Genomic DNA, 23,634 nt, shown 5'->3' on the forward strand with positions numbered 1-23,634 from the left:
CCTCACTCCTTCGCTTCGTCCGTCCCGTCCCGGGCGGCCTTCGTGGCCAGCTTCCGACGGGCGGCACCCTTGACGGTGTCCGTGTCGCTGCCGGCCTCCTCGGGGAACGCCTCGACCATCGCATTCCGGATGCTGGAGTCGGACTCCTCGGCGAGCTGCTCGGTGACCTCCCTCGCCTCGCTGGGGGAGGGGACGATGCCCGCCCGCACCGCGTCGGTCATCGTCATCCGGCGTCGGGTGATCCCGCCCCACCCCACCGTGAGGGCATCGGCGTAGACCTCGTCCGGGTCCAGCCGCCGCAGCTCGTCGGCCAGGCACTCGGCGTCGCTGCGGGGGGCCATGGCGATCCCGCGCTGGGGCTGTCCCGGCTGCTCCAGCGTGGCAGTGTCGGTGCCGCGGGGCCGGACCAGGTCGATGGGTCCGGACTCCCGCTCGAGCCGGACGCTGACGACGCCGGTGCCGGCACGCGAGCGCACGAGCGAGACCGGGCAGTCGAGCCGGTGTCGCAGCCAGCCAGCGAGCAGGTCCGCCGAGGGCGAGTCCTTCCCGCCGACGACCGTCGCGGCCGTGACCGGCTCGAAGGGGGCCCGGTCCAGCGTCGTCGCCAGCAGCCCGCGCCACAGCGTGATCCGCGACCAGGCCAGGTCGGTGTCGCCGGGGGTGTAGGTCCGGGACAGTCGCCGCAGCGTCGTCTGGATGTTGTCGGTGACCGCACAGTCGGTGACCCGCCGCTGGGCCATCGCCCCGACGGGGTCGGCGTGCGGGTCCTTCGGGGGTTCGTGCGGCCACCAGGCGACGATGGGGGAGTCCGGGAGCAGCAGCGGGGTGACGACGCTGCGGGGGTGGCGCACGAGCTCGCCGTAGAGGCGCAGCACGACCACCTCGGAGGCGCCGGCGTCACCGCCGACCCGTAGCTGGGCGTCGAGACGGGCCTTGCCGCGGGGGTTGGCGAGGATGACGCACACGATCCGTGCCGGGTGCTGGTGGCTCGCCTGGTTGGCGACGGTCAGCGCCGCCTCGGCGTGGCCCTCGTCGACGACGACGACGAGGGTGAGGACCCGGCTGAGCGCCATCGCGCCGACGTCCTCACGGATCTCTATGATCCGCTGACCGATCTCCTTGGTCGTGGCCTCGGGCAGGTCGATGATCACGGCAGCCTCCAGGTGCGTCCGTCGCGCTCCATCATGGCATCGGCGGCGGACGGGCCCCAGGTGCCGGCCGGGTACTGCTCGACGTCCCCGGTGCGGTCCCAGTACTCCTCGATGGGGTCGAGGATCCTCCAGGAGAGCTCGACCTCCCGGTGGCGGGGGAAGAGCGGCGGGTCGCCGAGCAGCACGTCGAGGATGAGTCGCTCGTAGGCCTCCGGGCTGGACTCGGTGAAGGCCCGCCCGTAGCCGAAGTCCATCGTGACGTCGCGCACCTCCATCTCGTTGCCGGGGACCTTCGCCCCGAAACGCATGGTCACCCCTTCGTCCGGCTGGACCCGGATCACCACGGCGTTCTGCCCCAGCTCCTCGGTCTCGGTGTCGGTGAAGGGCAGGTGCGGGGCCCGCTTGAAGACGACGGCGATCTCGGTGACGCGGCGTCCCAGCCGCTTGCCGGTGCGCAGGTAGAAGGGCACGCCCGCCCAGCGGCGGGTCGCCACGTCCAGGCGCATGGCGGCATAGGTCTCCGTCGTGGAGTCCGCGGCGACACCGTCCTCCTGCAGGTAGCCGGTGACCTTCTCCCCGCCCTGCCAGCCTGCGGCGTACTGGCCCCGGACGGTGTCGGCGGCGAGGTCCTCGGGCACCCGCACCGCGGCGAGCACCTTCTCCTTCTCCGCGCGCAGCGAGTCGGCGTCGAAGCTCGTCGGCTCCTCCATGGCGGTGAGCGCCAGGAGCTGGAGCAGGTGGTTCTGGATGACGTCGCGTGCCGCGCCGATGCCGTCGTAGTAGCCGGCGCGGCCGCCGATGCCGATGTCCTCGGCCATCGTGATCTGGACGTGGTCGACGTAGTGGCTGTTCCAGACCGGCTCGAACATCTGGTTCGCGAAGCGCAGCGCGAGCAGGTTCTGGACCGTCTCCTTGCCGAGGTAGTGGTCGATGCGGAAGATCGAGTCGGGCGGGAAGACCGCCTCGACGATCTCGTTGAGCTCCTGGGCGCTCGAGAGGTCGTGCCCGAAGGGCTTCTCGATGACGACCCGGCGCCAGGACTCCTCGGTGCCCGCGGTCAGGCCGCTGCGCTTGAGCTGCTCGCAGACCGTGGAGAAGGAGCCCGGCGGGATCGAGAGGTAGAAGGCGTGGTTGCCACCCGTCCCGCGCTGCTCGTCCAGCTCGCGCACGGTCTCGGCGAGCAGGTCGAAGGCCGCGTCGTCGTCGAAGACCCCCGGCACGAAGCGGAAGCCCTCGGACAGCGAGCGCCACACCTCGTCCCGGAAGGGCGTGCGCGCGTGCTCCTTGACGGCCTCGTAGACGACCTTGCCGAAGTCCTGGTCCTCCCAGTCCCGCCGGGCGAAGCCGACGAGCGAGAACCCGGGCGGGAGCAGGCCCCGGTTGGCCAGGTCGTAGATCGCCGGGAGCAGCTTCTTGCGGGCGAGGTCCCCGGTGACGCCGAAGAGCACGAGGCTGCACGGGCCGGCGATGCGCGGCAGCCGCTTGTCGCGCGTGTCGCGCAGCGGGTTCTCGTGCGGGGTCACGCGGGCGGGGCTCACGCGGCCCCTCCCCGGCCGTGGCGAAGGGCGTCACGCACCTGCCGCAGGCCCTCGTCGTGGTCGGTCAGGTGGAGCACGAGGACCGGGCGGTCCCGGTCGGCGAGGACGGAGGCGTCCCCCTTCGCCTGGGCAGCGATGAACTCGGCCAGGGTGAAGTCGCGGCCGGGGACCGACAGGTCCTCCCGCGGGGTGTCGGTGATCTGCAGGTAGGCGCCGACCGGCGGTCCGCCCTTGTGGTACTGCCCGGTCGAGTGCAGGAAGCGCGGCCCCCACCCGAAGGTCACCGGGCGGGCCAGCCGCTCGCCGAGCGGGCCGACGACGTCGGCGAGGTCGGCGTCGGCCTCGCGGTCGAGGTAGGCCATGACGGCCAGGTAGCCCTGCTCACCCACCTGCCCCAGGAGCGCGGTGACGGCCTCCTCGATGCTGCGGGCGCCGCCGAGCCAGTCACCCCCGTGGTGGCGGATCTCCACGGCCCCGTCGACGGCGTCGGGCGGGGTCTGCCCGCCGGCGGATCCACCCATGAGGTCACGGGCGGCCTGCTTGGCGCTCTCGACGTCGGGCTGGTCGAAGGGGTTGATCCCGAGCAACCGTCCTGCCACGGCGACGGCCACCTCCCAGAGGAGGAACTGGGCGCCCAGGGAGCCGGCGACGTCGACGACCGACGAGTCGGCCGGTGGCTCCGGCGCCTCCTCGTCGGGGTCCTCCGGCAGCAGCCGCACGAGAGTCGCGTCCTCGGGGGGCGTGGTCCCCGTCGGCGCGTCGCGGACCACCGGCAGCAGGCCGGTGCCCTCCTTGCCGGTGGACTCGGCGATGAGCTGCTCCGCCCAGTCCGCGAGACCGCGCGCCTGCGTCCCGTGGTCGACGAGGTACAGCTTGTCGCGAAGGGGGTCGGTCCCGGCGAGCGCCGCCCCGAGCCGCAGCCCCGGGTTGGCCTCGTCGTCCTCGGCGAGCAGGTCGCTCACGGCCTCCGCGTCCTCGAGCAGTGCCTCGACGTCCGCGCCGGCCAGGCCCGAGGGCACCAGGCCGAAGGCGGTGAGCGCGGAGTAGCGCCCACCGACCCCCGGGTCGGCGGTCACGAGACGGTAGCCCTTCTCACGCGCCTCGGTCTCGAGCGGGCTGCCGGGGTCGGTCACGACGATCACGCGCCCGGCCGGGTCGATGCCCGCCTGGCTGAAGGCCTCCTCGAGGACCCGCTTCTGGGAGTCGGTCTCGACGGTGGAGCCGGACTTGCTGGAGACCACGATCGCGGTCCGGTCCAGATCGGTCGCCGCGGCCCGTACCCGGTCGGGGTGGCTGGAGTCCAGGATGACGATCGGCACGTCCGCGGTCGCGCAGATGACCTCTGGCGCGAGGGAACTGCCGCCCATGCCGCACAGCACGATCCGGTCCACGCCGGCCTCGCGCAGCTCGTCGCGGATCGCCGCGATCTGGCCGAGCAGGTGTCGCGAGGTGCGGTGCAGGCCGACCCAGGAGAGGCGCTTGCCGGCCTCCTGCTCGGCGGCCGCGCCCCACAGGGTGGGGTCCTGCTCGAAGAGCCGGCTCGCGAAGCCCGCCTCGAGAAGGCCCGGGACCCGGGCGGAGACGGCCTCCGCGGCTGCACCGGACGCGCCCACGGAGAGGGACGTCATCGGCCGACCTTGTCCAGCTCGTCCCGCACCCCGGAGAGGAGCTCGGTCCAGGACTGCTCGAACTTCTCCACGCCCTCGCGCTCGAGGAGGTCGGTGACGTCGGTGTAGCTGACGCCGACCCGGTCGAGCGCATCGAGGTCGGCGGTCGCGGCCTCGTAACCGCCGGTCACGGTGTCACCGGTGATCTCGCCGTGGTCGATGGTCGCATCGAGGGTCTTCTCCGGCATCGTGTTGACGACGTCGGCGGCGACGAGCTCGGTGACGTACAGCGTGTCGGGGTAGTCGGGGTTCTTCACGCCGGTGGAGGCCCACAGCGGGCGCTGGCGGCGTCCCCCTTCGGCCTCCAGCCGCTGCCACCGGGGCGTGGCGAAGACCTCCTCGTAGGCCTGGTAGGCCAGCCGCGCGTTGGCGACACCGGCCCGCCCACGCAGCGCGAGGGCCTCGTCGCTGCCGATGGCCTCGAGCCGCTTGTCGATCTCGGTGTCGACGCGCGAGACGAAGAAGGAGGCCACGGAGTGGATCCTCGAGAGGTCGTGACCGGCCTCCAGCGCGCCCTCGAGTCCCTCGAGGAAGGCGTTCATCACGGCGCGGTAGCGCTCGAGGCTGAAGATCAACGTGACGTTGACGCTGATGCCGGCGGCGAGGGTGCGGGTGATGGCGGGCAGGCTGGCCTCGGTCGCAGGGATCTTGATGTAGACCTGCGGGCGGTCGACGGTGTCGGAGAGCCGGCGGGCCATCGTCGCGGTGGCCTCGGCGTCCTGGGCGAGGCGGGGGTCGACCTCGATCGAGACCCGGCCGTCGACGCCGTCGGTGGCGTCGTGGATCGGGGCGAGGATGTCGCAGGCCTCACGGACGTCGTCGGTGGTCACCGCGAAGACCGCCTCGTCGACGTCCTTGCCGGCCGCTGCCAGTTCCTTGAGCTGCTCGGTGTAGGCCTCCCCGTCGGAGATGGCCTTCTGGAAGATGGAGGGGTTCGTCGTCACGCCGACGACGCCCTTGCCGTCGATGCGCTCCTGCAGACCACCGGAGCGCAGCATGTCGCGGCTCAGGTCGTCCAGCCAGACCGACACCCCGGACTCGGCGAGTGCCTGCACTGCTGCGGGCTTGGTGGGAAGCGTGCTCACGAGATCATCCCTTTGCGTTCTTGATGGAGGTCCTGGCCGCCTTGACGACGGCCGCAGGAGTGATGCCGAACTTCTCGTAGAGGGTGGCGACGTCGGCGGAGGCCCCGAAGTGGTCGATGCCCACGCTCTCACCGGCCTCGCCGATGAGGTCCCGCCAACCGAAGGGGGTGGCGGCCTCGACCGAGACCCGCGCCCGGACCTCGGGCGGCAGCACCTTGTTGCGGTACGCCCTGGTCTGGCGCTCGAACCACTCGCGGCAGGGCATGGAGACCACGCGGGTGCCGATGCGCGCCTTCTCCAGGGTGGCCCGCGCCTCGAGGGCGATGGCCACCTCGGTACCGGTGGCCACGAGGATCACCTCGGGGATCTCGGTGCTGGACTCGGCGAGCACGTAGGCGCCCTTGGCCGCCCCCTTCGCAGAGGCGTGCTCGCTGCGGTCGATGACGGGGGTGCCCTGGCGGGAGAGCGCGAGACCGGCGGGCCGGGAGTTCTTGAGCACCTGGCCCCAGCACACGCTCACCTCGTTGGCATCGCCGGGGCGCACGACGTCGAGGCCGGGCATCGCCCGCAGCGCGGCGAGGTGCTCGATCGGCTGGTGCGTCGGGCCGTCCTCACCGAGGCCGATGGAGTCGTGCGTCCACACGTACGTCACCGGCAGCTGCTGGATCGCGGCCAGGCGCACTGCCGGACGCATGTAGTCGGAGAAGACGAGGAAGGTCCCGCCGTAGACGCGGGTCAGGCCCTCGAGGGCGATGCCGTTCATCACCATGCCCATGCCGTTCTCACGGATGCCGAAGTGCAGCGTGCGGCCGTACTCGTCGCCCGGGAAGGCGGCGGTCTGCTTCCTCTTCGGGACGAAGGAGGTGGCCCCCTTCATCGTCGTGTTGTTCGACCCGGCGAGGTCGGCCGAGCCGCCCCACAGCTCCGGCATGACGTCGGCGAGGGCGCTGAGGACCTCACCGGAGGCCTTGCGGGTGGCCATCCCCTTCGCGTCGGCGGGGAAGGTCGGCAGCGCCTTGTCCAGGCCCGCGGGGACATCGGTGGCGGCGACGCGGTCGTAGAGCTCGGCGCGCTCCGGGTTGGCCTTGCGCCAGGCCCTCATCGCCTTGTCCCACTCCTTGTGGGCGGCCTTGCCGCGGGCCTTGACCTCGCGGGCGCGCTCGAGGACGGCCTTCTCGACGGCGAAGTCCTTCGCCGGGTCGAAACCGAGCAGCTCCTTGGTCGCGGCGACCTCGTCCTCGCCGAGGGCCGAGCCGTGGGAGGCGCCGGTGCCCTGCTTCTCCGGCGCGGGCCAGGCGATGATCGTGTGCAGCACGACGAGGGTCGGCGCGTCGGTGTTCTTCTTCGCCCTGGTGCAGGCGTCGAGGAGGGCGTCGACGTCCTCGACGTAGGAGTCGCCGGAGCCGTCGCCGCGCCAGTCCACCTCGATGACGTCCCAGCCGTAGGCCCGGTAGCGCATCGCCACGTCCTCGGAGAAGGCGATGTCGGTGTCGTCCTCGATGGAGATCTGGTTCGCGTCGTAGATGACGTTGAGGTTGCCCAGCTCCTGGTGGCCCGCCAGGGAGCTCGCCTCGGCGGAGACTCCCTCCTGCAGGTCGCCGTCGGAGGCGATGACCCACACGGTGTGGTCGAAGGGGGAGGTGCCCTTCTTCGCGTCCGGGTCGTAGAGGCCGCGCTGGCGGCGCTGGGCCATCGCCATGCCGACGGCGGAGGCGAGGCCGGACCCCAGCGGTCCCGTGGTGATCTCCACGCCCGGGGTGTGGTGGACCTCCGGGTGTCCGGGGGTCTGCGAGCCCCAGGTGCGCAGCTCCTTGAGGTCGCTCAGCGCCATCCCGTAGCCGGAGAGGAAGAGCTGGATGTACTGGGTGAGCGAGGAGTGGCCGCAGGAGAGGACGAAGCGGTCCCGGCCCGACCAGGAGGGGTCGCTCGGGTCGTGCGTCATGACGTTCTGGTAGAGCAGGTAGGCCGCCGGTGCCAGGCTCATCGCGGTGCCGGGGTGGCCGCTGCCGCAGCGCTGCACGGCGTCCGCGGCGAGGAGACGGGCGGTGTCCACGGCGCGCACGTCCAGGTCCGTCCAGCGGGCCTTCTTCGTCACCGGGCGGGCGAGGGCCTCCGAGCGCGAACCCGTGCCGGCCTTGCCGTTCGGGTTCGCGGAGGTCACGGTGCGGGTGCTGCCACCCGGGCGTACCCCCTTCGCCGCCTTCTTCGTCGCGGCCCTGGGGGAGGTGTCGGTGTCCGTGCTCACGGAATCCCTTTCTGGTTCATGACGCGTCGGTTCCGTGCCCCACACTAGTCGCGAGCAAGGTCACGTCCCACGTCGAAGGGGGCGGCCCCGATCCGTCCCCTGCCACGGTTAGACTGGATCCTGGGCCAGCGCCCCTGCGCGGCCGTACGAAACCCTGAAGGCAAAGGCAGTCCTTGACCACTCTCGAGTCGACGCGCGCGAAGACGCCGGCGGCCCATTCCTGGCGCCGGACGATCGGCGCCTACGTGGCGCTGACGAAACCGCGCATCATCGAGCTGCTGCTCGTGACCACCATCCCCGTGATGTTCCTGGCCGAGCGCGGCGTGCCCTCGCTGTGGCTGGTCGTGGCGACCTTCGTCGGCGGCAGCTTCAGCGCGGGGGCGGCGAACACCTTCAACATGATCTACGACCGGGACATCGACGCCCACATGGGGCGCACGGCCGGTCGACCGCTCGTGACGGGCGCGGTCACGCCCCGGGCGGCGATGGTCTTCGCCTTCGCGCTGACGATCCTCTCGACGGTGTGGCTGTGGGCCCTGGTCAACCCGCTCTCGGCGCTGCTCTCGCTCGCCGCGATCGCCCTGTACGCCGTCGGGTACACGATCCTGCTCAAGCGGCGCACCTCCCAGAACATCGTCTGGGGTGGTGTCGCCGGGTGCATGCCGGTCCTCATCGGCTGGTCGGCGGTCACGAACGCGGTGGAGTGGCCGGCGGTCATCCTCTTCCTCGTGATCTTCTTCTGGACCCCGCCGCACTACTGGCCGCTGTCGATGCGCTTCACCGAGGACTACGCGAACGTCGGTGTGCCGATGCTCCCGGTCGTCGAGCAGCAGACGACCGTCGCCAAGCAGATCGTCGCCTACTCCTGGGTGATGTTCGCGACCTCGCTGGCCCTCATCCCGGTCGCCCCGATGGGCTGGATCTACGTCGTGGCCGCCCTCGTCTCCGGTGGCCTGTTCGTCGGTGAGGCCCACCGGCTGCTCGCTGCCGCCAGGCGGGGGGCCGACCAGCGCACGCTGAAGCCGATGCGCCTCTTCCACTTCTCGATCACCTACGTCACCCTGCTCTTCCTGGGTGTGGCGATCGACCCGCTGCTCCACCTGCCGCTTCCCGGTCTCTCCTGACCGCAGGCTCGACCCGGCCCCGGGCGTATCTCGTCCGCGGTGGCGCGGGCACTGCCCTGTGCACCGGGTCTCCGCGCCCGCTGAATCACGGCGAGCCGGATGACCTCGCCCGCCCTCACGGATCGTGACCCGGTCGACCCGGCCCGGGTCGCGGGGGGGCGAAGGGAGCGCGCGTCGGCTCAGTCGCCGGCCACCGAGCCGCCGGCCGGCGAGTCGGTCGGTACCGGCTCCGCGGTCCGGGAGAGGACGAGCGCCCGGGCGATGGTGACCACGAGCAGCGAGGCGCCGAGCATGTGGGCCAGCACGAGCACCTCCGGCAGCCCCGTGAGGTACTGCACGTAGCCGATGAGGCCCTGGGCGAGCGTGACGACCAGGACGAGGCCCCAGGCCCGCGTGGGGCGGGGGCTGCGGCTGGTGAGGCGGGCACCGAGCCACACCGCGATCACGAGGCCGGTGAAGAGCATCACCGCGTCGGCGTGCAGCCAGGAGATGGTCCGTGGGTCGAAGCCGGTGCGCGCCGGCGCCTCGGCGTCCCCGGAGTGCGGCCCGGAACCGGTGACGACCGTCCCCAGGGTGAGCACGACCCCGGCGAGCACGCAGACGGCCCAGGCCGCGCGGTCCACGAGCGGGTGCACGAGGGAGGTCGTCGCCCCGGCGGGGCGGGCGTGGCGCCAGTACAGCCACGTCGCGACCCCGACGAGGGCCATCGAGCACAGGAAGTGGAAGGCGACGATCCAGGGGTTGAGCCCGGTGAGCACGGTGATGCCGCCGACGATCGCCTGGGCGGCGACGCCGGCGAGGACGACCCACGTGCCCCGGATGAGCTCCGGGCGGTCCCGGGCCCAGCGGTAGAGTGCGATGAGCAGCACGAGGGCGACGATGCCGACCAGCCCGGTGAGCGTCCGGTTGCCGAACTCGATGAACTTGTGGATGCCCTGCTCCTGCTCGTGCGTCGGCACGTAGGAGCCGGGCACGCACTGCGGCCAGGTCGGGCAGCCCAGGCCGCTGCCGGTGAGCCGGACGAGGCCACCGGTGACGACGATGAGGACCTCGACGAGCAGGTTGAGCAGCAGGAGACGACGCAGCCAGCGCGTGCGGGCGGGAGGAGCTTCGGGCACGCCACCACGGTAGGTGTGCCTCCCGGTGCGGGCGGAGTCGGGGGTGACGGTCATCGGGGCCCTCGTCGGGTCAGTCCCGCCACCGGAAGGAGCGGGAGACGAGCAGGCTGAGGCCGAGGCCCCAGAGAATCAGGACGCCCCACTCGAGCAGCGGCAGGTCGCCGTGGCCGAGGCCGCCCCGGAGGGCGTCGCCGAGGGCGCCGGAGGGCAGCCAGCGCACGACCTCGCCGAGCGACCCGTAGGTCGACCCGGGCAGCAGCAGACCGCCGACGCCGGCGAGCAGCACCCAGACGAGGTTGGCCAGGGCGAGCACCGCCTCGGCGCGCAGCGTCCCCGCGATCAGCAGCGCGAGGGCCACGAAGACCCAGACGCCGAGGACCGCGCTCACGGGGGAGAGGAGCAGCCCGACCCCGTCGGGCCGCCAGCCGAGCCCGACACCGAGCAGAGCGAGCAGGACGAGCTGGCCGAGCGTCACCGCCGCGACGGCCACGGCCTTGCCGGCGAGCAGCCCGTCGCTGCCGACCGGTGTGGTCGCGGTGAAGCGCAGCACGCCGTAGCGGCGGTCGAAGCCGGTCTGGATCGCCTGTCCGGTGAAGGCGGTGGACACGACGGCGAGGGCGAGCACCCCGGGGACGACGACGGCCACCCGGGGGGCGCCGAGGTCGGGGTAGGGGGCCAGGGAGAGCCCGACCATGGCCAGGGCGGGGAGCACGAGCGAGACCAGCAGCTGCTCGCCGTTGCGCAGCAGCGTGCCGGCCTCGAAACGGGCCTGGGCCAGGACCCGGGCGGTCCGGGGGCTGGCGTTCGACGTGCCCGGGGGGCGGGTGTCAACGGGCACGGCGGCCTCCGGTGAGTGCGAAGTAGGCGTCTTCGAGGCGCTCGCCCCCGGCCACCACCGCGGGGGTGCCGTCGGCGACGACGCGGCCGCGGTCGAGGATCACGACCCGGTCCGCGAGGCGCTCGGCCTCTTCGAAGCCGTGCGTGGTGACGACGAGGGTGGAGCCCCCTTCGGCCCGCTCGCGCAGCAGGTCCCACACGTCGAGGCGGGCGTGCGGGTCCAGACCTGCGGTCGGTTCGTCGAGGAAGGCGACCTCCGGGTCGCCGGCGAGAGCGGCGGCGAGTGCCACGCGCTGGCGCTGCCCGCCGCTCAGCCGGCGCACCGGGGTACGGGCGAAGGGGGCCAGCCCCAACCTGTCGCGCAGCTCGGCCACGCGGGTGCGGGAGTAGAGACGGGACAGGTGGTCCAGCAGGCGGTCGGCGGAGACGCTCTGCGGCAGCCCGCCGTCCTGGAGCATGACACCCACGCGGGAGCGGTGGTCCGCGTCCGCCCGCCACGGGTCGGTGCCGAGCACCCGGCAGCTGCCGCCGTCGGGGCGCTGCAGCCCCTCGAGGCACTCGATGGTCGTCGTCTTGCCGGCGCCGTTGGGTCCCAGCACGCAGGTGATCTCACCCGCGGCGGCAGCCCACGTCGCCCCGTCCACGGCGACGGCATCACCGAAGACGCGGCGCAGGTCCTCCACGACGACGGCACGAGTCACGGACGTGCAGTCTAGGCAGACCGGCTGGGACCCCGACGTTAGGGATGCCTTTGTTGTGCCCGAGAAATAATTACGTAACATGGATGTGTGGTTAATGCAGCGCACGCTCCGCGGTCGTCGCCGGACGACCTCGGTCGTGATGCCCGTACGCGGGATCGCGTCCTGGCGGCGATCACCGAGCTCGGCCCGATCACGGCCGCCGAGCTCGCCGCCCAGCTCGGCCTGACCGCGACCGGGGTGCGCCGCCACATCGACCAGCTCGCCGCGGAGGGTGCGGTGACCGGGCGGGCCCGGTCCACCCGTGGCCGGGGCCGCGGTCGACCCGCCCGCGAGTGGGTCGTCGGCGACACCGGGCACTCCCACCTGCCCACCGACTACGACGTGCTGGCCACCGACGCCGTCCGCTTCCTGCGGGAGACCTCCGGCGACGACGCCGTGCGCGCCTTCGCCGACCAGCGGGTCACCGAGATGGAGCAGCGGTGTCTCTCCCGGGTCGAGGCCGCCGGCACCGACCCGGGGGCCCGCACCGAGGCCCTCGTCGACGCCCTCCGGGAGGAGGGCTACGCTGCGACCGCCCGACCCGTCGGCGAGGACGGTGTCGTCGGGGTCCAGCTGTGCCAGGGCCATTGCCCCGTCCAGCACGTCGCCTCCGAGGCACCCGAGCTGTGCGAGGCCGAGGCCGAGGCCTTCAGCCGGTTGCTCGGGGTCCACGTCCAACGACTGGCCACGCTCGCCCAGGGCAACCACGTCTGTACCACCTTCGTCCCCACGCCGGGGGCGGCAGCATCCGATCAAGGAAGGTCCACCCGATGAGCACGAACATCGAAGAGCTCAACCCAGGGCTCAAGGATTTCGGCCGTTACGAGTACGGCTGGTCCGACAGCGACGCCGCGGGCTCCTCGGCCAAGCGTGGCCTGAACAATGCGGTCGTCGAGGACATCTCCGAGCGCAAGTCCGAGCCGGAGTGGATGCGTGAGCGCCGCCTGAAGGCGCTGCGCCTCTTCGACAAGAAGCCCATGCCCACGTGGGGCAGCGACCTCTCCGGCGTCGACTTCCAGAACATCAAGTACTTCGTGAAGTCGACGGAGAACCAGGCCAGCTCCTGGGAGGACCTGCCCGAGGACATCCGCACCACCTACGACCGGCTGGGCATCCCCGAGGCGGAGAAGCAGCAGCTCGTCGCCGGTGTGGCGGCGCAGTACGAGTCCGAGGTCGTCTACCACCAGATCCGCGAGGACCTGGAGGAGCAGGGCGTCATCTTCGTCGACACCGACTCCGGGCTGCGCGAGCACGAGGACCTCTTCCGGGAGTACTTCGGCACCGTGATCCCGTCCGGTGACAACAAGTTCGCCGCCCTGAACACCGCCGTGTGGTCCGGTGGCTCCTTCATCTACGTGCCGCCGGGCGTGCACGTCGAGATCCCGCTGCAGGCCTACTTCCGGATCAACACCGAGAACATGGGCCAGTTCGAGCGGACGCTGATCATCGCCGACGAGGGAAGCTACGTCCACTACGTCGAGGGCTGCACCGCGCCGGTCTACACCACCTCCTCGCTGCACAGCGCGGTCGTGGAGATCGTCGTGAAGAAGAACGCCCGGGTGCGGTACACGACCATCCAGAACTGGTCGAACAACGTCTACAACCTCGTCACCAAGCGCACCTCGGTCGCCGAGGGCGGCACGATGGAGTGGGTCGACGGCAACATCGGCTCCAAGGTGACGATGAAGTACCCGGCCTGCTTCCTGCTCGGCGAGCACGCGAAGGGCGAGACCCTCTCCGTGGCCTTTGCCGGCGAGGACCAGCACCAGGACGCGGGGGCCAAGATGGTCCACGCGGCCCCGAACACCTCGAGCTCGATCGTCTCCAAGTCCGTCGCCCGCGGCGGTGGACGCACCTCCTACCGCGGCCTGGTCCAGGTCCTCGAAGGGGCGAAGAACTCCAAGTCCAACGTCGTCTGCGACGCGCTGCTCGTCGACACGATCAGCCGCTCGGACACCTACCCGTACGTCGACGTGCGGGAGGACGAGGTCCAGATGGGCCACGAGGCGACGGTCTCCAAGGTCTCCGCGGACCAGCTCTTCTACCTGATGTCCCGCGGGATGAACGAGGAGGAGGCGATGGCGATGATCGTGCGCGGCTTCGTCGAGCCCATCGCCAAGGAGCTGCCGATGGAGTACGCCCTCGAGCTCAACCGCCTCATCGAACTCCAGATGGAAGGAGCCGTTGGCTGATGAGCCTGCTGGCTGACACCTCGAGCCGCGAGGCTCACACCCACTCCGCCGAGACGATGGTCCCGGACGCCTCCCGGGGCGAGCGCACCCGGTCCTGGGAGGTCGCGGACTTCCCCGTGCCGACCGGCCGCGAGGAGGACTGGCGCTTCACCCCGGTGAACCGGCTGACCGACCTCTTCGCCGAGGACGGCACCACCGGTGAGCTGCAGGTCGAGCACGTCCTGCCGAAGGGGGTGACCCGCACCACGCTCCCCAAGGAGGAGTGGCGTGCGGGCGCCCAGGCGCCCGCCGACCGCGCCGCGGTCGTCGCCGCGGCCGGCAGCGAGGAGGTCACCGTCCTGGACATCCCGGCCGAGGCCGAGCTCACCGAGCCGGTGCGCATCCGCCTCTCCGGTCAGGGCGGCGGCATCGCCCGCTCGGTCCACCAGGTGCGTGCGGGAGCCTTCTCCAAGGCGACCGTGGTCATCGAGCACTCCGGCAGCGCGGACTACAACGAGCTGTTCGGTGTGAGTGCCGGCGACGGTTCCCAGCTGACGATCGTCACCGTCCAGGACTGGCAGGACGACAGCCGTCACCTGGCCCAGCAGGACATGGTCATCGGCCGGGACGCCTCCGTGCGCCACATCGCCGTGACCATCGGTGGCGGCATCGTCCGGCTGAACACCAACGCCTCCTACACCGGGCCCGGTGGCTCGTTCGAGGGCTTCGGGGTGTACTTCGCCGACTCGGGGCAGCACCTCGAGCACCGGCTCTTCGTCGACCACGAGGCGCCCCACTGCCACAGCAACGTGGAGTACAAGGGTGCTCTGCAGGGCGAGACCGCCCAGACGGTGTGGGTCGGCGACGTGCTCATCCGGGCCGAGGCCGAGGGCACCGACACCTACGAGCTGAACCGCAACCTCGTGCTCACCGACGGGGCCCGCGCCGACTCGGTGCCGAACCTGGAGATCGAGACCGGCGAGATCATCGGCGCCGGGCACGCGTCGACGACCGGCCGCTTCGACGACCTGCAGCTGTTCTACCTGCAGTCGCGGGGCGTCCCCGAGGACGTGGCCCGACGGCTCGTCGTGCGCGGCTTCTTCAACAGCATCGTCGCGCGGATCGGCGACCCCGAGATCAGTGACCGGATCATGGCCGCGATCGACGAGGAGCTGGCAGCCACGCCGGATGCGGAGGGGGCACAGGCATGAGCGCCGTGCCCGACGCGGACTTCGTCCGGGTCTGCCACCTCGACGAGCTCCCCGAGGAGGGGGCCGCCAAGGCCGAGGTGGCCGGCCGCACGATCGCGATGGTGCGGACCGAGGACGGCACCGTCCACGCGATCGACGACACCTGCACCCACGCGAACGTCTCCCTCTCCGAGGGCGACGTCGAGGGCAACACCCTCGAGTGCTGGCTGCACGGCTCGTGCTTCGACCTCACCTCCGGTGAGCCGACCATGATGCCGGCCACCGTGCCCGTCGCGGTGCACACCGTCCGCATCACCGAGGAGGGCGACGTCCTCGTCGCCCTCTCCGAGTAGACCGACTTTTTCTTCGAAGGAAAGAACAGACATGGCAACGCTTCAGATCACCGACCTGCACGTCAGCGTCGACACCGAGGACGGCCCGAAGGAGATCCTCAAGGGCGTCTCCCTGACCATCAACTCGGGTGAGACCCACGCGATCATGGGCCCGAACGGGTCCGGCAAGTCAACCTTGGCCTACTCCGTCGCCGGCCACCCGAAGTACACCGTGACCTCCGGCTCGATCACCCTCGACGGCGAGGACGTCCTCGCGATGAGCGTGGACGAGCGGGCCCGGGCGGGCCTCTTCCTCGCGATGCAGTACCCGGTGGAGGTCCCCGGGGTCACCGTGAGCAACTTCCTGCGCACCGCGAAGACCGCCATCGACGGCGAGGCTCCGAAGGTGCGCCACTGGGTCAAGGACGTGCGCTCGACGATGACCGACCTGCGCATGGACTCCTCCTTCGCGGAGCGCAACGTCAACGAGGGCTTCTCCGGTGGTGAGAAGAAGCGCCACGAGATCCTCCAGATGGAGCTCCTCCAGCCGAAGTTCGCGGTCCTCGACGAGACCGATTCCGGCCTGGACGTCGACGCCCTGCGCGTCGTCTCCGAGGGCGTCAACCGGGCCAAGGACAAGACCGACGCGGGCATCGTGCTGATCACCCACTACACGCGGATCCTGCGCTACATCCAGCCGCAGCACGTCCACGTCTTCGTCGACGGCCACATCGCCGAGGAGGGCGGCCCCGAGCTGGCCGACCGCCTCGAGTCCGAGGGGTACGACCGCTTCACGCAGACGGGGGAGCCCGCCGCCACGACAGGAGCCTGAGCCATGGAGCCCCAGCTGATCCCCGACACGGAGCTGACCGCGGTCCGCGAGCAGTTCCCGATCCTCGGGCGCACGGTGCGCGACGGCAAGCCGCTGGTGTACCTGGACTCCGGCGCCACGTCGCAGAAGCCGCTGGCCGTCCTGGACGCCGAGCGCGACTTCCTGCTCACCGCCAACTCGGCTCCGCACCGGGGGGCGCACGCGCTCTCCGAGGAGGCCACGGAGGCCTACGAGCTGGCCCGGACCGACATCGCGGACCTCATCGGCGCACCGGCACGGGAAGTGGTGTTCACCAAGAACGCCACCGAGGCGCTGAACCTCGCGGCGTACGCCTTCTCCAACGCGGAGCCGGGCTCCCCCCTTCGGGTCGGGGAGGGCGACGAGGTCCTCGTCACCGAGGCCGAGCACCACGCGAACCTGCTGCCGTGGCAGGAGCTCTGCCGGCGCACGGGCGCCACGCTGCGCTGGATCGACGTCACCCCCGAGGGGCGCCTCGACATGGACCAGCTGGCGGAGAAGGTCACCGACCGCACCAAGGTGGTCGCCTTCACCCACGCCTCCAACGTGCTCGGCGCCGTCAGTGACGTACCGCGCATCGTGGCCGCGGCGAAGGCGGTCGGGGCGATCACCGTCCTGGACGCCTGCCAGTCGGTGCCGCACCTGCCGGTGGACGTCGGTGAGCTCGGCGTTGACCTGCTCGCCTTCTCCGGGCACAAGATGTACGGCCCGAGCGGCATCGGCGTGCTGTGGGGCCGGTACGACCTGCTCGAGCAGATGCCTGCGTTCCTCACCGGCGGCTCGATGATCGAGATCGTGCGGATGGAGGGCAGCACCTATGCCCCGCCCCCCACGAAGTTCGAGGCCGGGGTGCCGATGACCAGCCAGGCCATCGGCCTGGGCCGGGCCGTGCGGTGGATGCGGGAGATCGGGGTCGAGCGGATCGCCGCGCACGAGCAGGCGCTGACCGCCTCGTTGCTCGAGCAGATCGCGCAGCGGCCGTGGCTGCGGCTCATCGGGCCCGACGACATGGTCCACCGCGGCAGCGCGGTGAGCTTCGTCGTCGACGGCGTCCACGCCCACGACGTGGGCCAGGTGCTCGACGACCACGGGGTGGCCGTGCGCGTGGGGCACCACTGCGCCTGGCCGCTGCACCGGGTCTTCAAGGTCGCCGCGACCACCCGCGCCTCGCTGGCCGTGTACAACACCCCCGCCGAGATCGACGTGCTCATGGACGCCCTGGACACGGTGCCTGCGATCTTCGGTGTCGAGAAGGGAGTCGCCTGATGGATCTGTACCAGGAACTCATCCTCGACCACTCCAAGCGACAGGTCGGCTCCGGGCTGCGCGACGGCCACGACGCCGAGGTGCACCACGTCAACCCGACCTGCGGGGACGAGTTGACGCTGCGCGTGCAGGTCGAGGGGAGCGGGAATGACGTGCGCATCGCCGACGTCTCCTACGAGGCGCTCGGCTGCTCGATCTCGACGGCCAGCGCCTCGATCCTCGCCGAGGAGGTCACCGGCGAGAGCGTCGAGGAGGCCATGGCGGTGCGCGCGGCGATGAAGCACATGCTCACCAGCCGCGGGTCCGACCCCGGTGACGAGGAGGAGATCGGCGACGGCATCGCCCTGGCCGGTGTCGCCAAGTACCCGGCACGAGTAAAATGTGCCCTGTTGTCCTGGATGGCCCTGACCGATGCGCTGGCTCGCGCCGGCGTCGACATCGCCAGCACCGAAGGAGAGACCGTATGACTGCCCAGGCACCGACCCCGAGCAACGTTGCTGACGTGGAGGAGGCCCTGCGCGACGTCGTCGACCCGGAACTCGGCATCAACGTCGTCGACCTCGGTCTCGTCTACGGCATCACCGTCGACCCGCAGAACCACGCCCTGATCGACATGACCCTCACCTCCGCGGCCTGCCCGTTGCAGGACGTCATCGAGGACCAGGTCGACTCGGTCCTCGTGGACGTCGTCTCGGACGCCCGGATCAACTGGGTCTGGATGCCGCCGTGGGGTCCGGACAAGATCACCGAGGACGGCCGCGAGCAGCTGCGGGCACTCGGCTTCAACATCTGATCCGGCCACCCTCCCGGTGAGCGGCGCGATCGAGGTCGGCCCCGCGCGGCTCGACCGCTGGATCGACGGCTTCTCAGCCCGGCACGGCGACGCCACGTGCGTGCGCGGGCCGGGCTGTGTCGTGCTGACGGGGGCCGACGGCACCCGCGTCGTGGGGGAGACCTTCGAGCACGAGCGGATCGGTCTGGTCCTCGTGCGGCGCGGCGGCCATGCCGTGGGCCGCGACGTCGGGGGAGAGCTGGTCTCCCACACCTGCGGCACCGGGTACGTCCAGGGACGGACGAAGGCCGGCGGGTGGAGCCAGCAGCGGTACGCCAGGCGGCGCGGCAACCAGGCCGACGCCGTCGTGGCGAAGGTGGTCGGCCTCGCCCTGCGGCACCTGCCGAAGGGGGCCGTGGAGGCCCTCGTCCTCGGCGGCGACCGGCGCCTGGCCGAGGAGGTCCTGAAGGAGCCCGCGCTGGCCCACCTGGCGCCGCTGCCGCGCCGCACCCTGTGGGACCTGCCGGACCCGCGACTACGGGTCCTGCAGCACGCCGCCCGCCGCGCCCGGGCGGTGCGCCTGCGTTTCGACCAGGAGTGAGTCGCGCGCCATCCGGCGCCGCGCGGGGCCCACCGGTGCGGGACCTAGACTGACGGCCGCACATCCACTGCCGCGCGAGGAGAAGTCACCGAAGTGATCACAGCCACCGGGATCGAGCTGCGCGTCGGCTCGCGGGTCCTGCTCGAGGACACGACCTTCCGGGTGGCCCCCGGGGACCGGGTCGGCCTCGTGGGCCGCAACGGCGCCGGCAAGACCACCCTGACCAAGGTGCTCGCGGGCCAGGGCCAGGCCGCCGCCGGCTCGGTGACCTCCTCCGGCGGCATCGGGTACCTGCCCCAGGACCCCCGCACCGGGGACCTGACCGTGACCGCCCGGCAACGCATCCTCTCCGCCCGCGGACTGGACGCCATCGTCACCGAGCGGCGCACCGCCGAGCAGCGGATGGCCAGCGCCGACGACGCCACCCGCGAGCGGGCCATGGCGCGTTTCGCGCGGTTGCAGGAGGAGTTCGAGTCCGCCGGCGGCTATGCCGCCGAGTCCGAGGCGGCCTCCATCGCCGCGGCGCTCGGCATCGAGGAGGAGCGCCTCGACCAGACCCTGGAGACCCTCTCCGGTGGTCAGCGGCGGCGCATCGAGCTCGCGCGGATCCTCTTCTCGGGCAACGACACGCTGCTGCTGGACGAGCCGACCAACCACCTCGACGCGGACTCGATCGCCTGGCTGCGTGACCACCTGCGGGGCTACAAGGGCGGGTTGGTCATCATCAGCCACGACGTCGACCTGCTCGGGGTCGTGGTCAACCGTGTCTTCCACCTGGACGCCAACCGGGCGACGATCGACCAGTACAACATGAGCTGGAAGAACTACCTGACCCAGCGTGAGACCGACGAGCGGCGCCGCAAGCGGGAGCTGGCCAACGCCCAGAAGAAGGCCGGGGCCCTGCTGGAGCAGGCCGACAAGATGCGGGCGAAGGCGACGAAGGCGACCGCCGCGCAGCAGATGATCAAGCGGGCCGAGCGGATGCTCTCGGGCGTCGAGGGGGAGCGGGCCAGCGATCGGGTGGCCAAGCTGCGCTTCCCGGACCCGGCCCCCTGCGGGCGGACCCCCCTTCGCGCGTCCGGGCTCTCCCGCTCCTACGGGAGCCAGGAGGTCTTCACCGACGTCGACCTGGCGATCGACCGCGGCAGCCGGGTCGTCGTCCTCGGGCTCAACGGCGCGGGCAAGACGACCCTGCTGCGGATGCTCGCCGGGGCGGACGCGCCCGACACCGGCCGGGTGGAGCCGGGCCACGGGCTCAAGCTCGGCTACTACGCCCAGGAGCACGAGAACCTCGACGTCGACCGCACCGTCCTGGCCAACATGAAGTCCGCGGCCCCCGATCTCGGGGAGACCGACGTGCGCAAGGTCCTCGGCTCCTTCCTCTTCAGCGGGGACGACGTCGACAAGCCCGCCGGGGTCCTCTCCGGCGGGGAGAAGACCCGGCTCTCGCTCGCCCTGCTCGTCGTCTCCAGCGCCAACGTCCTGCTCCTCGACGAGCCGACGAACAACCTCGACCCGGCCAGCCGCGAGGAGATCCTCGGGGCGCTCTCGACCTTCAAGGGCGCGGTCGTGCTCGTCACCCACGACGAGGGCGCCGTGGACGCCCTGGACCCCGAGCGGATCCTCCTGCTGCCGGACGGCATCGAGGACTTCTGGAATGCGGACTACCGGGAGCTGATCACCCTCGCGTGACCCGTCGGGAGCCCACTCCCTGAGACAGTCATAACAGCAAGTTATGCAATGAATAACCAAGGCTGTAGCGTCATCCGCGTGACTGTGACGACCCGCCCCACCCGAACCAAGGCCACCGGCGCCTGGGCCGACGGTGACCGAACCCCGCTCAACGACGTCGAGGTCCTCAAGCACGAGGACGACGCGCTCAACGTGCGCCAACGGATCCTCGACGTCTACTCGCAGCAGGGGTTCTCGTCGATCGCCCCGAGCGACCTCACCGGGCGCTTCCGCTGGATGGGTCTCTACACCCAGCGCAAGCCGGGCCTCGACGGCACCCACACCGGCGAGGATGACATCGCCGACGAGCGGTTCATGATGCGCATCCGCACCGACGGCGGCAAGCTGAGCACCGACCAGGTGCGCGTCGTCGCCGGGATCAGCCGGGACTTCGCCCGGGGCACCGCCGACGTGACCAACCGGCAGAACATCCAGCTGCACAACGTGCGCATCGAGGACGTCCCGAGGATCTGGGAGCGCCTGGAGAGCGTCGGCATGATGACCACGGAGGCCTGCGGCGACTGCCCCCGCGGGATGCTCTGCTCGCCGGTCGCCGGGATCGAGAGGGACGAGATCGTCGACGGCACCCGGGCGGTGGAGGAGATCCGCCGTCGGTGGATCGGGCAGCCGGAGTTCTCGAACCTGCCGCGCAAGTACAAGACGGCGGTCTCCGGCTCGCCACGCCACGACGTCGCCCACGAGATCAACGACATCTCCTTCGTCGGCGTGGTCCACCCCGAGCACGGGCCGGGCTTCGACGTCTGGGTCGGCGGCGGCCTGTCGGTCAAGCCGGTCCTCGCCCGGCGCCTCGGGGCCTGGGTGCCGCTGGAGGAGGTCCCGGAGGTCTGGCACGGGGTCACCTCGATCTTCCGTGACCACGGCTACCGCCGGCTGCGGAACAAGGCGCGGCTGAAGTTCCTCGTCCAGGACTGGGGGCCGGAGAGGTTCCGCGAGGTCCTCGAGACCGAGTACCTCGGTCGGCGCCTCGTCGACGGCCCGGAGCCGACCGTCCCCGAGGGCACCCGCCGGGACCACGTCGGGATCCACGAGCAGCACGACGGGAACGTCTGGGTCGGCGCGACGACGGTCGGCGGCCGGGTCGGGGCGGAGGGGCTATTCCGCGTCGCCGAGATCGCAGAGGAGGTCGGCAGCGCACGCGTACGGGTCACCCCGCACCAGAAGGTGCTCGTCCTCGACGTCCCGCCGGCGCGGGCCGAATCGGTGGCACGGCGGCTCGAGGAGGTCGACCTGCACGTCTTCCCGAGCGAGTGGCGACGCAACGTCCTGGCGTGCACCGGACTCGAGTACTGCAAGCTGGCGCTGACCGACACCAAGAACCGTGCCCGGTGGACCGTCGAGGAGCTGGAGAAGCGGCTGCCGGACATCGACATCCCCTTCAGCATCCACGTCAACGGCTGCCCGAATGCCTGCGCGCGCAGCCAGGTCGGTGACGTCGGTCTCAAGGGGATGCTGGAGAAGCGAGCCGACGGCACCCACCAGGAGGTCTTCCAGGTGCTGCTCGGTGGCTCCCTGGCCGAGGACACCGCCCTGGCCCGGAAGGCCCGCAACCTCAAGGTGGCAGGGGATGACCTCCCTGACTACATCGAGCGTCTCGCCCGGGCCTACCTCGACCAGCGCGCGGCCGGCGAGTCCTTCCACAGCTGGGCCCGGCGGGCGGACGAGGAGGACCTGCGATGAGCACCGACGTCCACGACCGGCTGCAGGACCTCGCGGCCCGGGGCGAAGGGGACTTCGCCGCCACCGAGCGAGAGCTCGGGGAGACCTACGAAGGGCGGGTGGAGACCACCCGCCGCGTCCTGCGGTGGGCGGAGGAGGCCTTCGGGGAGGGCCTGACGACCGCCTCCTCGATGGGGGACGAGGTGCTCGTCCACCTCGTCGGGACGACGCTGTCCGAGGCGGATGTCTGCTTCATCGACACGGGGTACCACTTCGCCGAGACCCTCGGCACCCGTGACGCCTTCGCGGCGATGCCCGCGCTGCGCATCCGCACGGTCACGCCGCTGCAGAGCGTCGAGGAGCAGGACGCGGAGTACGGTGCGCGGCTGCACGACCGGGAGCCCGACCAGTGCTGCGCCATGCGCAAGGTCGAGCCCCTGGAGCGGGCGCTCCGGGGGTACGACGCCTGGGTCACCGGCATGCGACGGGAGGACGCGCCCACGCGCACCGACATCTCCCTCGTCGGGTGGGACGCCCGCCGTGGGATGGTCAAGCTCAACCCGCTGGCCGCCTGGAGCCAGGAGGACGTGGAGCGTTTCGCGGCGGAGGAGGGGGTCCTCCTCAACCCGCTGCGCCGGCTCGGCTTCGCCTCCATCGGGTGCGCCCCGTGCACCCGGGCCGTCGCGCCGGGTGAGGACGCGCGCGCGGGACGCTGGTCGGGCACCGACAAGGTCGAGTGCGGTCTGCACACGTGACTGCGGCGGCACCCGGCCCGGTCACCCTCGTCGCCGCGGCCCCGGCCGCCGCGCGGGTGGGCACATGAGCACGGTGCTGCTGGCCCACGGGTCCCCGGACCGACGGCATGCGGAGACGCTGGACCGGCTGCGCGCACGCGTCAGCGTGCGGATCGGGCCGACCCGGCTGGCCTTCCTCGAGCACGACCTGCCGCGCCCGGAGGCCGTCGCCGCGGATCTCTCCGGTCGGGTGGGGCTCGTCCCGCTGCTCGTCACGCCCGCCCACCACGCCCGCGTGGACCTGCCCGGGGCCGTGGCCCGGCTCGCCACCGGGGGAGCCGACGTGCGTCGGGCCCGGCCCCTCGGTGGGCACCGGCTCCTCCTGGAAGCGGTCGCGGAGCGTCTGCTCGGTGCCGGTCACCCCGTGGACACGCCGGCGCTCCTCGTCGCGGGGGGCAGCAGCTCCGGCCACGCCGCGTCCGGGTTGCGGGAGCTGGTCGAGACGCACGGCCCCGCCTCCTGGTCCAGCACGACCCTCTCGGCCCCCGAGCCGGGCCTCGCGGAGGGCCGGGTGGTCATCCCCTTCGTCCTCGCCGAAGGGGTCCTGCACGACCTGGTGGCACGGTTCGCCGCAAGGGCAGGGGCTCCCTTCGTCCCCGGCGGACTGGCGGACACCGAGTCGGTGACGGCGCTGGTCGGGCACCGGGCCGCCGAGGCGGGCTCGGCCCCCTTCGCCCTGCAGCCGGCCTGCTGATCCCGCTCCGCGGGAACACCGCGCGCTCGGTCACGGTTGTCCTCCGCGAGA

General features: G+C 71.6%; 22 protein-coding genes. 14 read left to right on the forward strand and 8 right to left on the reverse strand.

The features are described 5' to 3' along the window. Positions 1-2: 2 nt before the first annotated feature. The 5 genes from JCO01S_RS03515 to tkt are packed head-to-tail and all read right to left on the reverse strand — an operon-like array spanning position 3 to position 7,602. The gene (locus JCO01S_RS03515; RefSeq protein WP_068250797.1) at positions 3-1,151 is read right to left on the reverse strand and encodes a glucose-6-phosphate dehydrogenase assembly protein OpcA; all 1,149 of its coding nucleotides are present in this window, start codon (positions 1,149-1,151) and stop codon (positions 3-5) included. Further along, positions 1,148-2,689, reverse strand: coding sequence for a glucose-6-phosphate dehydrogenase (gene zwf / locus JCO01S_RS03520; RefSeq protein WP_068250800.1), 1,542 nt, complete (start codon positions 2,687-2,689; stop codon positions 1,148-1,150). Before zwf ends, JCO01S_RS03515 begins: the two co-directional genes overlap by 4 nt. After that, positions 2,686-4,317, reverse strand: coding sequence for a glucose-6-phosphate isomerase (locus JCO01S_RS03525; RefSeq protein ID WP_068250804.1), 1,632 nt, complete (start codon positions 4,315-4,317; stop codon positions 2,686-2,688). The genes zwf and JCO01S_RS03525 overlap by 4 nt, the downstream gene beginning before the upstream one ends. Beyond that, positions 4,314-5,441, reverse strand: a complete 1,128-nt coding sequence (gene tal, locus JCO01S_RS03530) for a transaldolase (RefSeq protein ID WP_084342591.1) — start codon at positions 5,439-5,441, stop codon at positions 4,314-4,316. Before tal ends, JCO01S_RS03525 begins: the two co-directional genes overlap by 4 nt. A 4-nt stretch (positions 5,442-5,445) precedes the next feature. Further along, positions 5,446-7,602 (reverse strand): transketolase, encoded by a 2,157-nt coding sequence (gene tkt / locus JCO01S_RS03535; RefSeq protein ID WP_068251032.1) that lies wholly within the window; start codon positions 7,600-7,602, stop codon positions 5,446-5,448. A gap of 257 nt (positions 7,603-7,859) precedes the next feature. Here tkt and JCO01S_RS03540 point away from each other — a divergent pair, with 257 nt between their 5' ends. Next, positions 7,860-8,810, forward strand: coding sequence for a heme o synthase (locus tag JCO01S_RS03540; RefSeq protein WP_068250810.1), 951 nt, complete (start codon positions 7,860-7,862; stop codon positions 8,808-8,810). A gap of 179 nt (positions 8,811-8,989) precedes the next feature. Here JCO01S_RS03540 and JCO01S_RS03545 read toward each other — a convergent pair whose 3' ends face one another. From JCO01S_RS03545 to JCO01S_RS03555, 3 genes are read right to left on the reverse strand one after another with little or no spacing between them, the layout of a single operon-like run. After that, positions 8,990-9,982 (reverse strand): COX15/CtaA family protein, encoded by a 993-nt coding sequence (locus JCO01S_RS03545; protein WP_157074464.1) that lies wholly within the window; start codon positions 9,980-9,982, stop codon positions 8,990-8,992. A gap of 16 nt (positions 9,983-9,998) precedes the next feature. Further along, the gene (locus JCO01S_RS03550; RefSeq protein ID WP_068250811.1) at positions 9,999-10,766 is read right to left on the reverse strand and encodes an ABC transporter permease; all 768 of its coding nucleotides are present in this window, start codon (positions 10,764-10,766) and stop codon (positions 9,999-10,001) included. Then, positions 10,756-11,466 carry an ABC transporter ATP-binding protein gene (locus tag JCO01S_RS03555; protein WP_068250814.1) on the reverse strand — a complete coding sequence of 237 codons (711 nt, stop codon included), beginning with the start codon at positions 11,464-11,466 and terminating at the stop codon, positions 10,756-10,758. Before JCO01S_RS03555 ends, JCO01S_RS03550 begins: the two co-directional genes overlap by 11 nt. A gap of 87 nt (positions 11,467-11,553) precedes the next feature. Between JCO01S_RS03555 and JCO01S_RS03560 the strand changes: the two genes are divergently transcribed. The 13 genes from JCO01S_RS03560 to JCO01S_RS03620 all read left to right on the forward strand — a co-directional run bounded on the left by JCO01S_RS03560 (position 11,554) and on the right by JCO01S_RS03620 (position 23,583). Then, on the forward strand, positions 11,554-12,279 hold the full coding sequence (locus tag JCO01S_RS03560) for a helix-turn-helix transcriptional regulator (RefSeq protein WP_068250820.1): 726 nt from the start codon (positions 11,554-11,556) through the stop codon (positions 12,277-12,279). Then, the gene (sufB, locus tag JCO01S_RS03565; RefSeq protein ID WP_068250823.1) at positions 12,276-13,697 is read left to right on the forward strand and encodes a Fe-S cluster assembly protein SufB; all 1,422 of its coding nucleotides are present in this window, start codon (positions 12,276-12,278) and stop codon (positions 13,695-13,697) included. Before JCO01S_RS03560 ends, sufB begins: the two co-directional genes overlap by 4 nt. Then, complete coding sequence (gene sufD / locus JCO01S_RS03570) at positions 13,697-14,887, forward strand: Fe-S cluster assembly protein SufD (protein ID WP_068250826.1); 1,191 nt, start codon at positions 13,697-13,699, stop codon at positions 14,885-14,887. Before sufB ends, sufD begins: the two co-directional genes overlap by 1 nt. Then, positions 14,884-15,219, forward strand: a complete 336-nt coding sequence (locus tag JCO01S_RS03575) for a non-heme iron oxygenase ferredoxin subunit (RefSeq protein WP_068250829.1) — start codon at positions 14,884-14,886, stop codon at positions 15,217-15,219. The genes sufD and JCO01S_RS03575 overlap by 4 nt, the downstream gene beginning before the upstream one ends. A 31-nt stretch (positions 15,220-15,250) precedes the next feature. Then, the gene (sufC, locus tag JCO01S_RS03580) at positions 15,251-16,030 is read left to right on the forward strand and encodes a Fe-S cluster assembly ATPase SufC (RefSeq protein WP_068250832.1); all 780 of its coding nucleotides are present in this window, start codon (positions 15,251-15,253) and stop codon (positions 16,028-16,030) included. A gap of 3 nt (positions 16,031-16,033) precedes the next feature. Next, the gene (locus tag JCO01S_RS03585; protein WP_068250836.1) at positions 16,034-17,314 is read left to right on the forward strand and encodes a cysteine desulfurase; all 1,281 of its coding nucleotides are present in this window, start codon (positions 16,034-16,036) and stop codon (positions 17,312-17,314) included. Then, positions 17,314-17,781 (forward strand): Fe-S cluster assembly sulfur transfer protein SufU, encoded by a 468-nt coding sequence (gene sufU, locus JCO01S_RS03590; RefSeq protein WP_068250839.1) that lies wholly within the window; start codon positions 17,314-17,316, stop codon positions 17,779-17,781. The genes JCO01S_RS03585 and sufU overlap by 1 nt, the downstream gene beginning before the upstream one ends. Further along, positions 17,778-18,107 carry a metal-sulfur cluster assembly factor gene (locus JCO01S_RS03595; protein ID WP_068250842.1) on the forward strand — a complete coding sequence of 110 codons (330 nt, stop codon included), beginning with the start codon at positions 17,778-17,780 and terminating at the stop codon, positions 18,105-18,107. Before sufU ends, JCO01S_RS03595 begins: the two co-directional genes overlap by 4 nt. Before the next feature lie 16 nt (positions 18,108-18,123). Further along, positions 18,124-18,687, forward strand: a complete 564-nt coding sequence (locus JCO01S_RS03600; protein ID WP_068250845.1) for an acVLRF1 family peptidyl-tRNA hydrolase — start codon at positions 18,124-18,126, stop codon at positions 18,685-18,687. Positions 18,688-18,780: 93 nt separating this feature from the next. After that, on the forward strand, positions 18,781-20,379 hold the full coding sequence (locus JCO01S_RS03605; protein WP_068250848.1) for an ABC-F family ATP-binding cassette domain-containing protein: 1,599 nt from the start codon (positions 18,781-18,783) through the stop codon (positions 20,377-20,379). A 48-nt stretch (positions 20,380-20,427) separates the two neighbouring features. Further along, positions 20,428-22,116 (forward strand): nitrite/sulfite reductase, encoded by a 1,689-nt coding sequence (locus tag JCO01S_RS03610; protein ID WP_068250851.1) that lies wholly within the window; start codon positions 20,428-20,430, stop codon positions 22,114-22,116. Then, positions 22,113-22,850 carry a phosphoadenylyl-sulfate reductase gene (locus JCO01S_RS03615; RefSeq protein WP_068250854.1) on the forward strand — a complete coding sequence of 246 codons (738 nt, stop codon included), beginning with the start codon at positions 22,113-22,115 and terminating at the stop codon, positions 22,848-22,850. Before JCO01S_RS03610 ends, JCO01S_RS03615 begins: the two co-directional genes overlap by 4 nt. Before the next feature lie 64 nt (positions 22,851-22,914). After that, positions 22,915-23,583: a sirohydrochlorin chelatase gene (locus JCO01S_RS03620; RefSeq protein ID WP_068250857.1), complete on the forward strand. Its 669-nt coding sequence runs from the start codon at positions 22,915-22,917 to the stop codon at positions 23,581-23,583. Positions 23,584-23,634: the final 51 nt, after the last annotated feature.

This window comes from Janibacter corallicola NBRC 107790 (genome assembly GCF_001570965.1).
GTDB classification, from domain to species: domain Bacteria; phylum Actinomycetota; class Actinomycetes; order Actinomycetales; family Dermatophilaceae; genus Janibacter; species Janibacter corallicola.

Bases quoted from the DNA above. Each gene is read 5' to 3' on its own strand.
- JCO01S_RS03525 (WP_068250804.1), bottom strand. From the start codon at position 4,317: ATGACGTCCCTCTCCGTGGGCGCGTCCGGTGCAGCCGCGGAGGCCGTC.
- JCO01S_RS03545 (WP_157074464.1), bottom strand. From the start codon at position 9,982: ATGACCGTCACCCCCGACTCCGCCCGCACCGGGAGGCACACCTACCGT.
- sufB (WP_068250823.1), top strand. From the start codon at position 12,276: ATGAGCACGAACATCGAAGAGCTCAACCCAGGGCTCAAGGATTTCGGC.
- sufD (WP_068250826.1), top strand. From the start codon at position 13,697: ATGAGCCTGCTGGCTGACACCTCGAGCCGCGAGGCTCACACCCACTCC.
- JCO01S_RS03575 (WP_068250829.1), top strand. From the start codon at position 14,884: ATGAGCGCCGTGCCCGACGCGGACTTCGTCCGGGTCTGCCACCTCGAC.
- sufC (WP_068250832.1), top strand. From the start codon at position 15,251: ATGGCAACGCTTCAGATCACCGACCTGCACGTCAGCGTCGACACCGAG.
- JCO01S_RS03585 (WP_068250836.1), top strand. From the start codon at position 16,034: ATGGAGCCCCAGCTGATCCCCGACACGGAGCTGACCGCGGTCCGCGAG.
- sufU (WP_068250839.1), top strand. From the start codon at position 17,314: ATGGATCTGTACCAGGAACTCATCCTCGACCACTCCAAGCGACAGGTC.
- JCO01S_RS03595 (WP_068250842.1), top strand. From the start codon at position 17,778: ATGACTGCCCAGGCACCGACCCCGAGCAACGTTGCTGACGTGGAGGAG.
- JCO01S_RS03610 (WP_068250851.1), top strand. From the start codon at position 20,428: ATGAATAACCAAGGCTGTAGCGTCATCCGCGTGACTGTGACGACCCGC.
- JCO01S_RS03615 (WP_068250854.1), top strand. From the start codon at position 22,113: ATGAGCACCGACGTCCACGACCGGCTGCAGGACCTCGCGGCCCGGGGC.
- JCO01S_RS03620 (WP_068250857.1), top strand. From the start codon at position 22,915: ATGAGCACGGTGCTGCTGGCCCACGGGTCCCCGGACCGACGGCATGCG.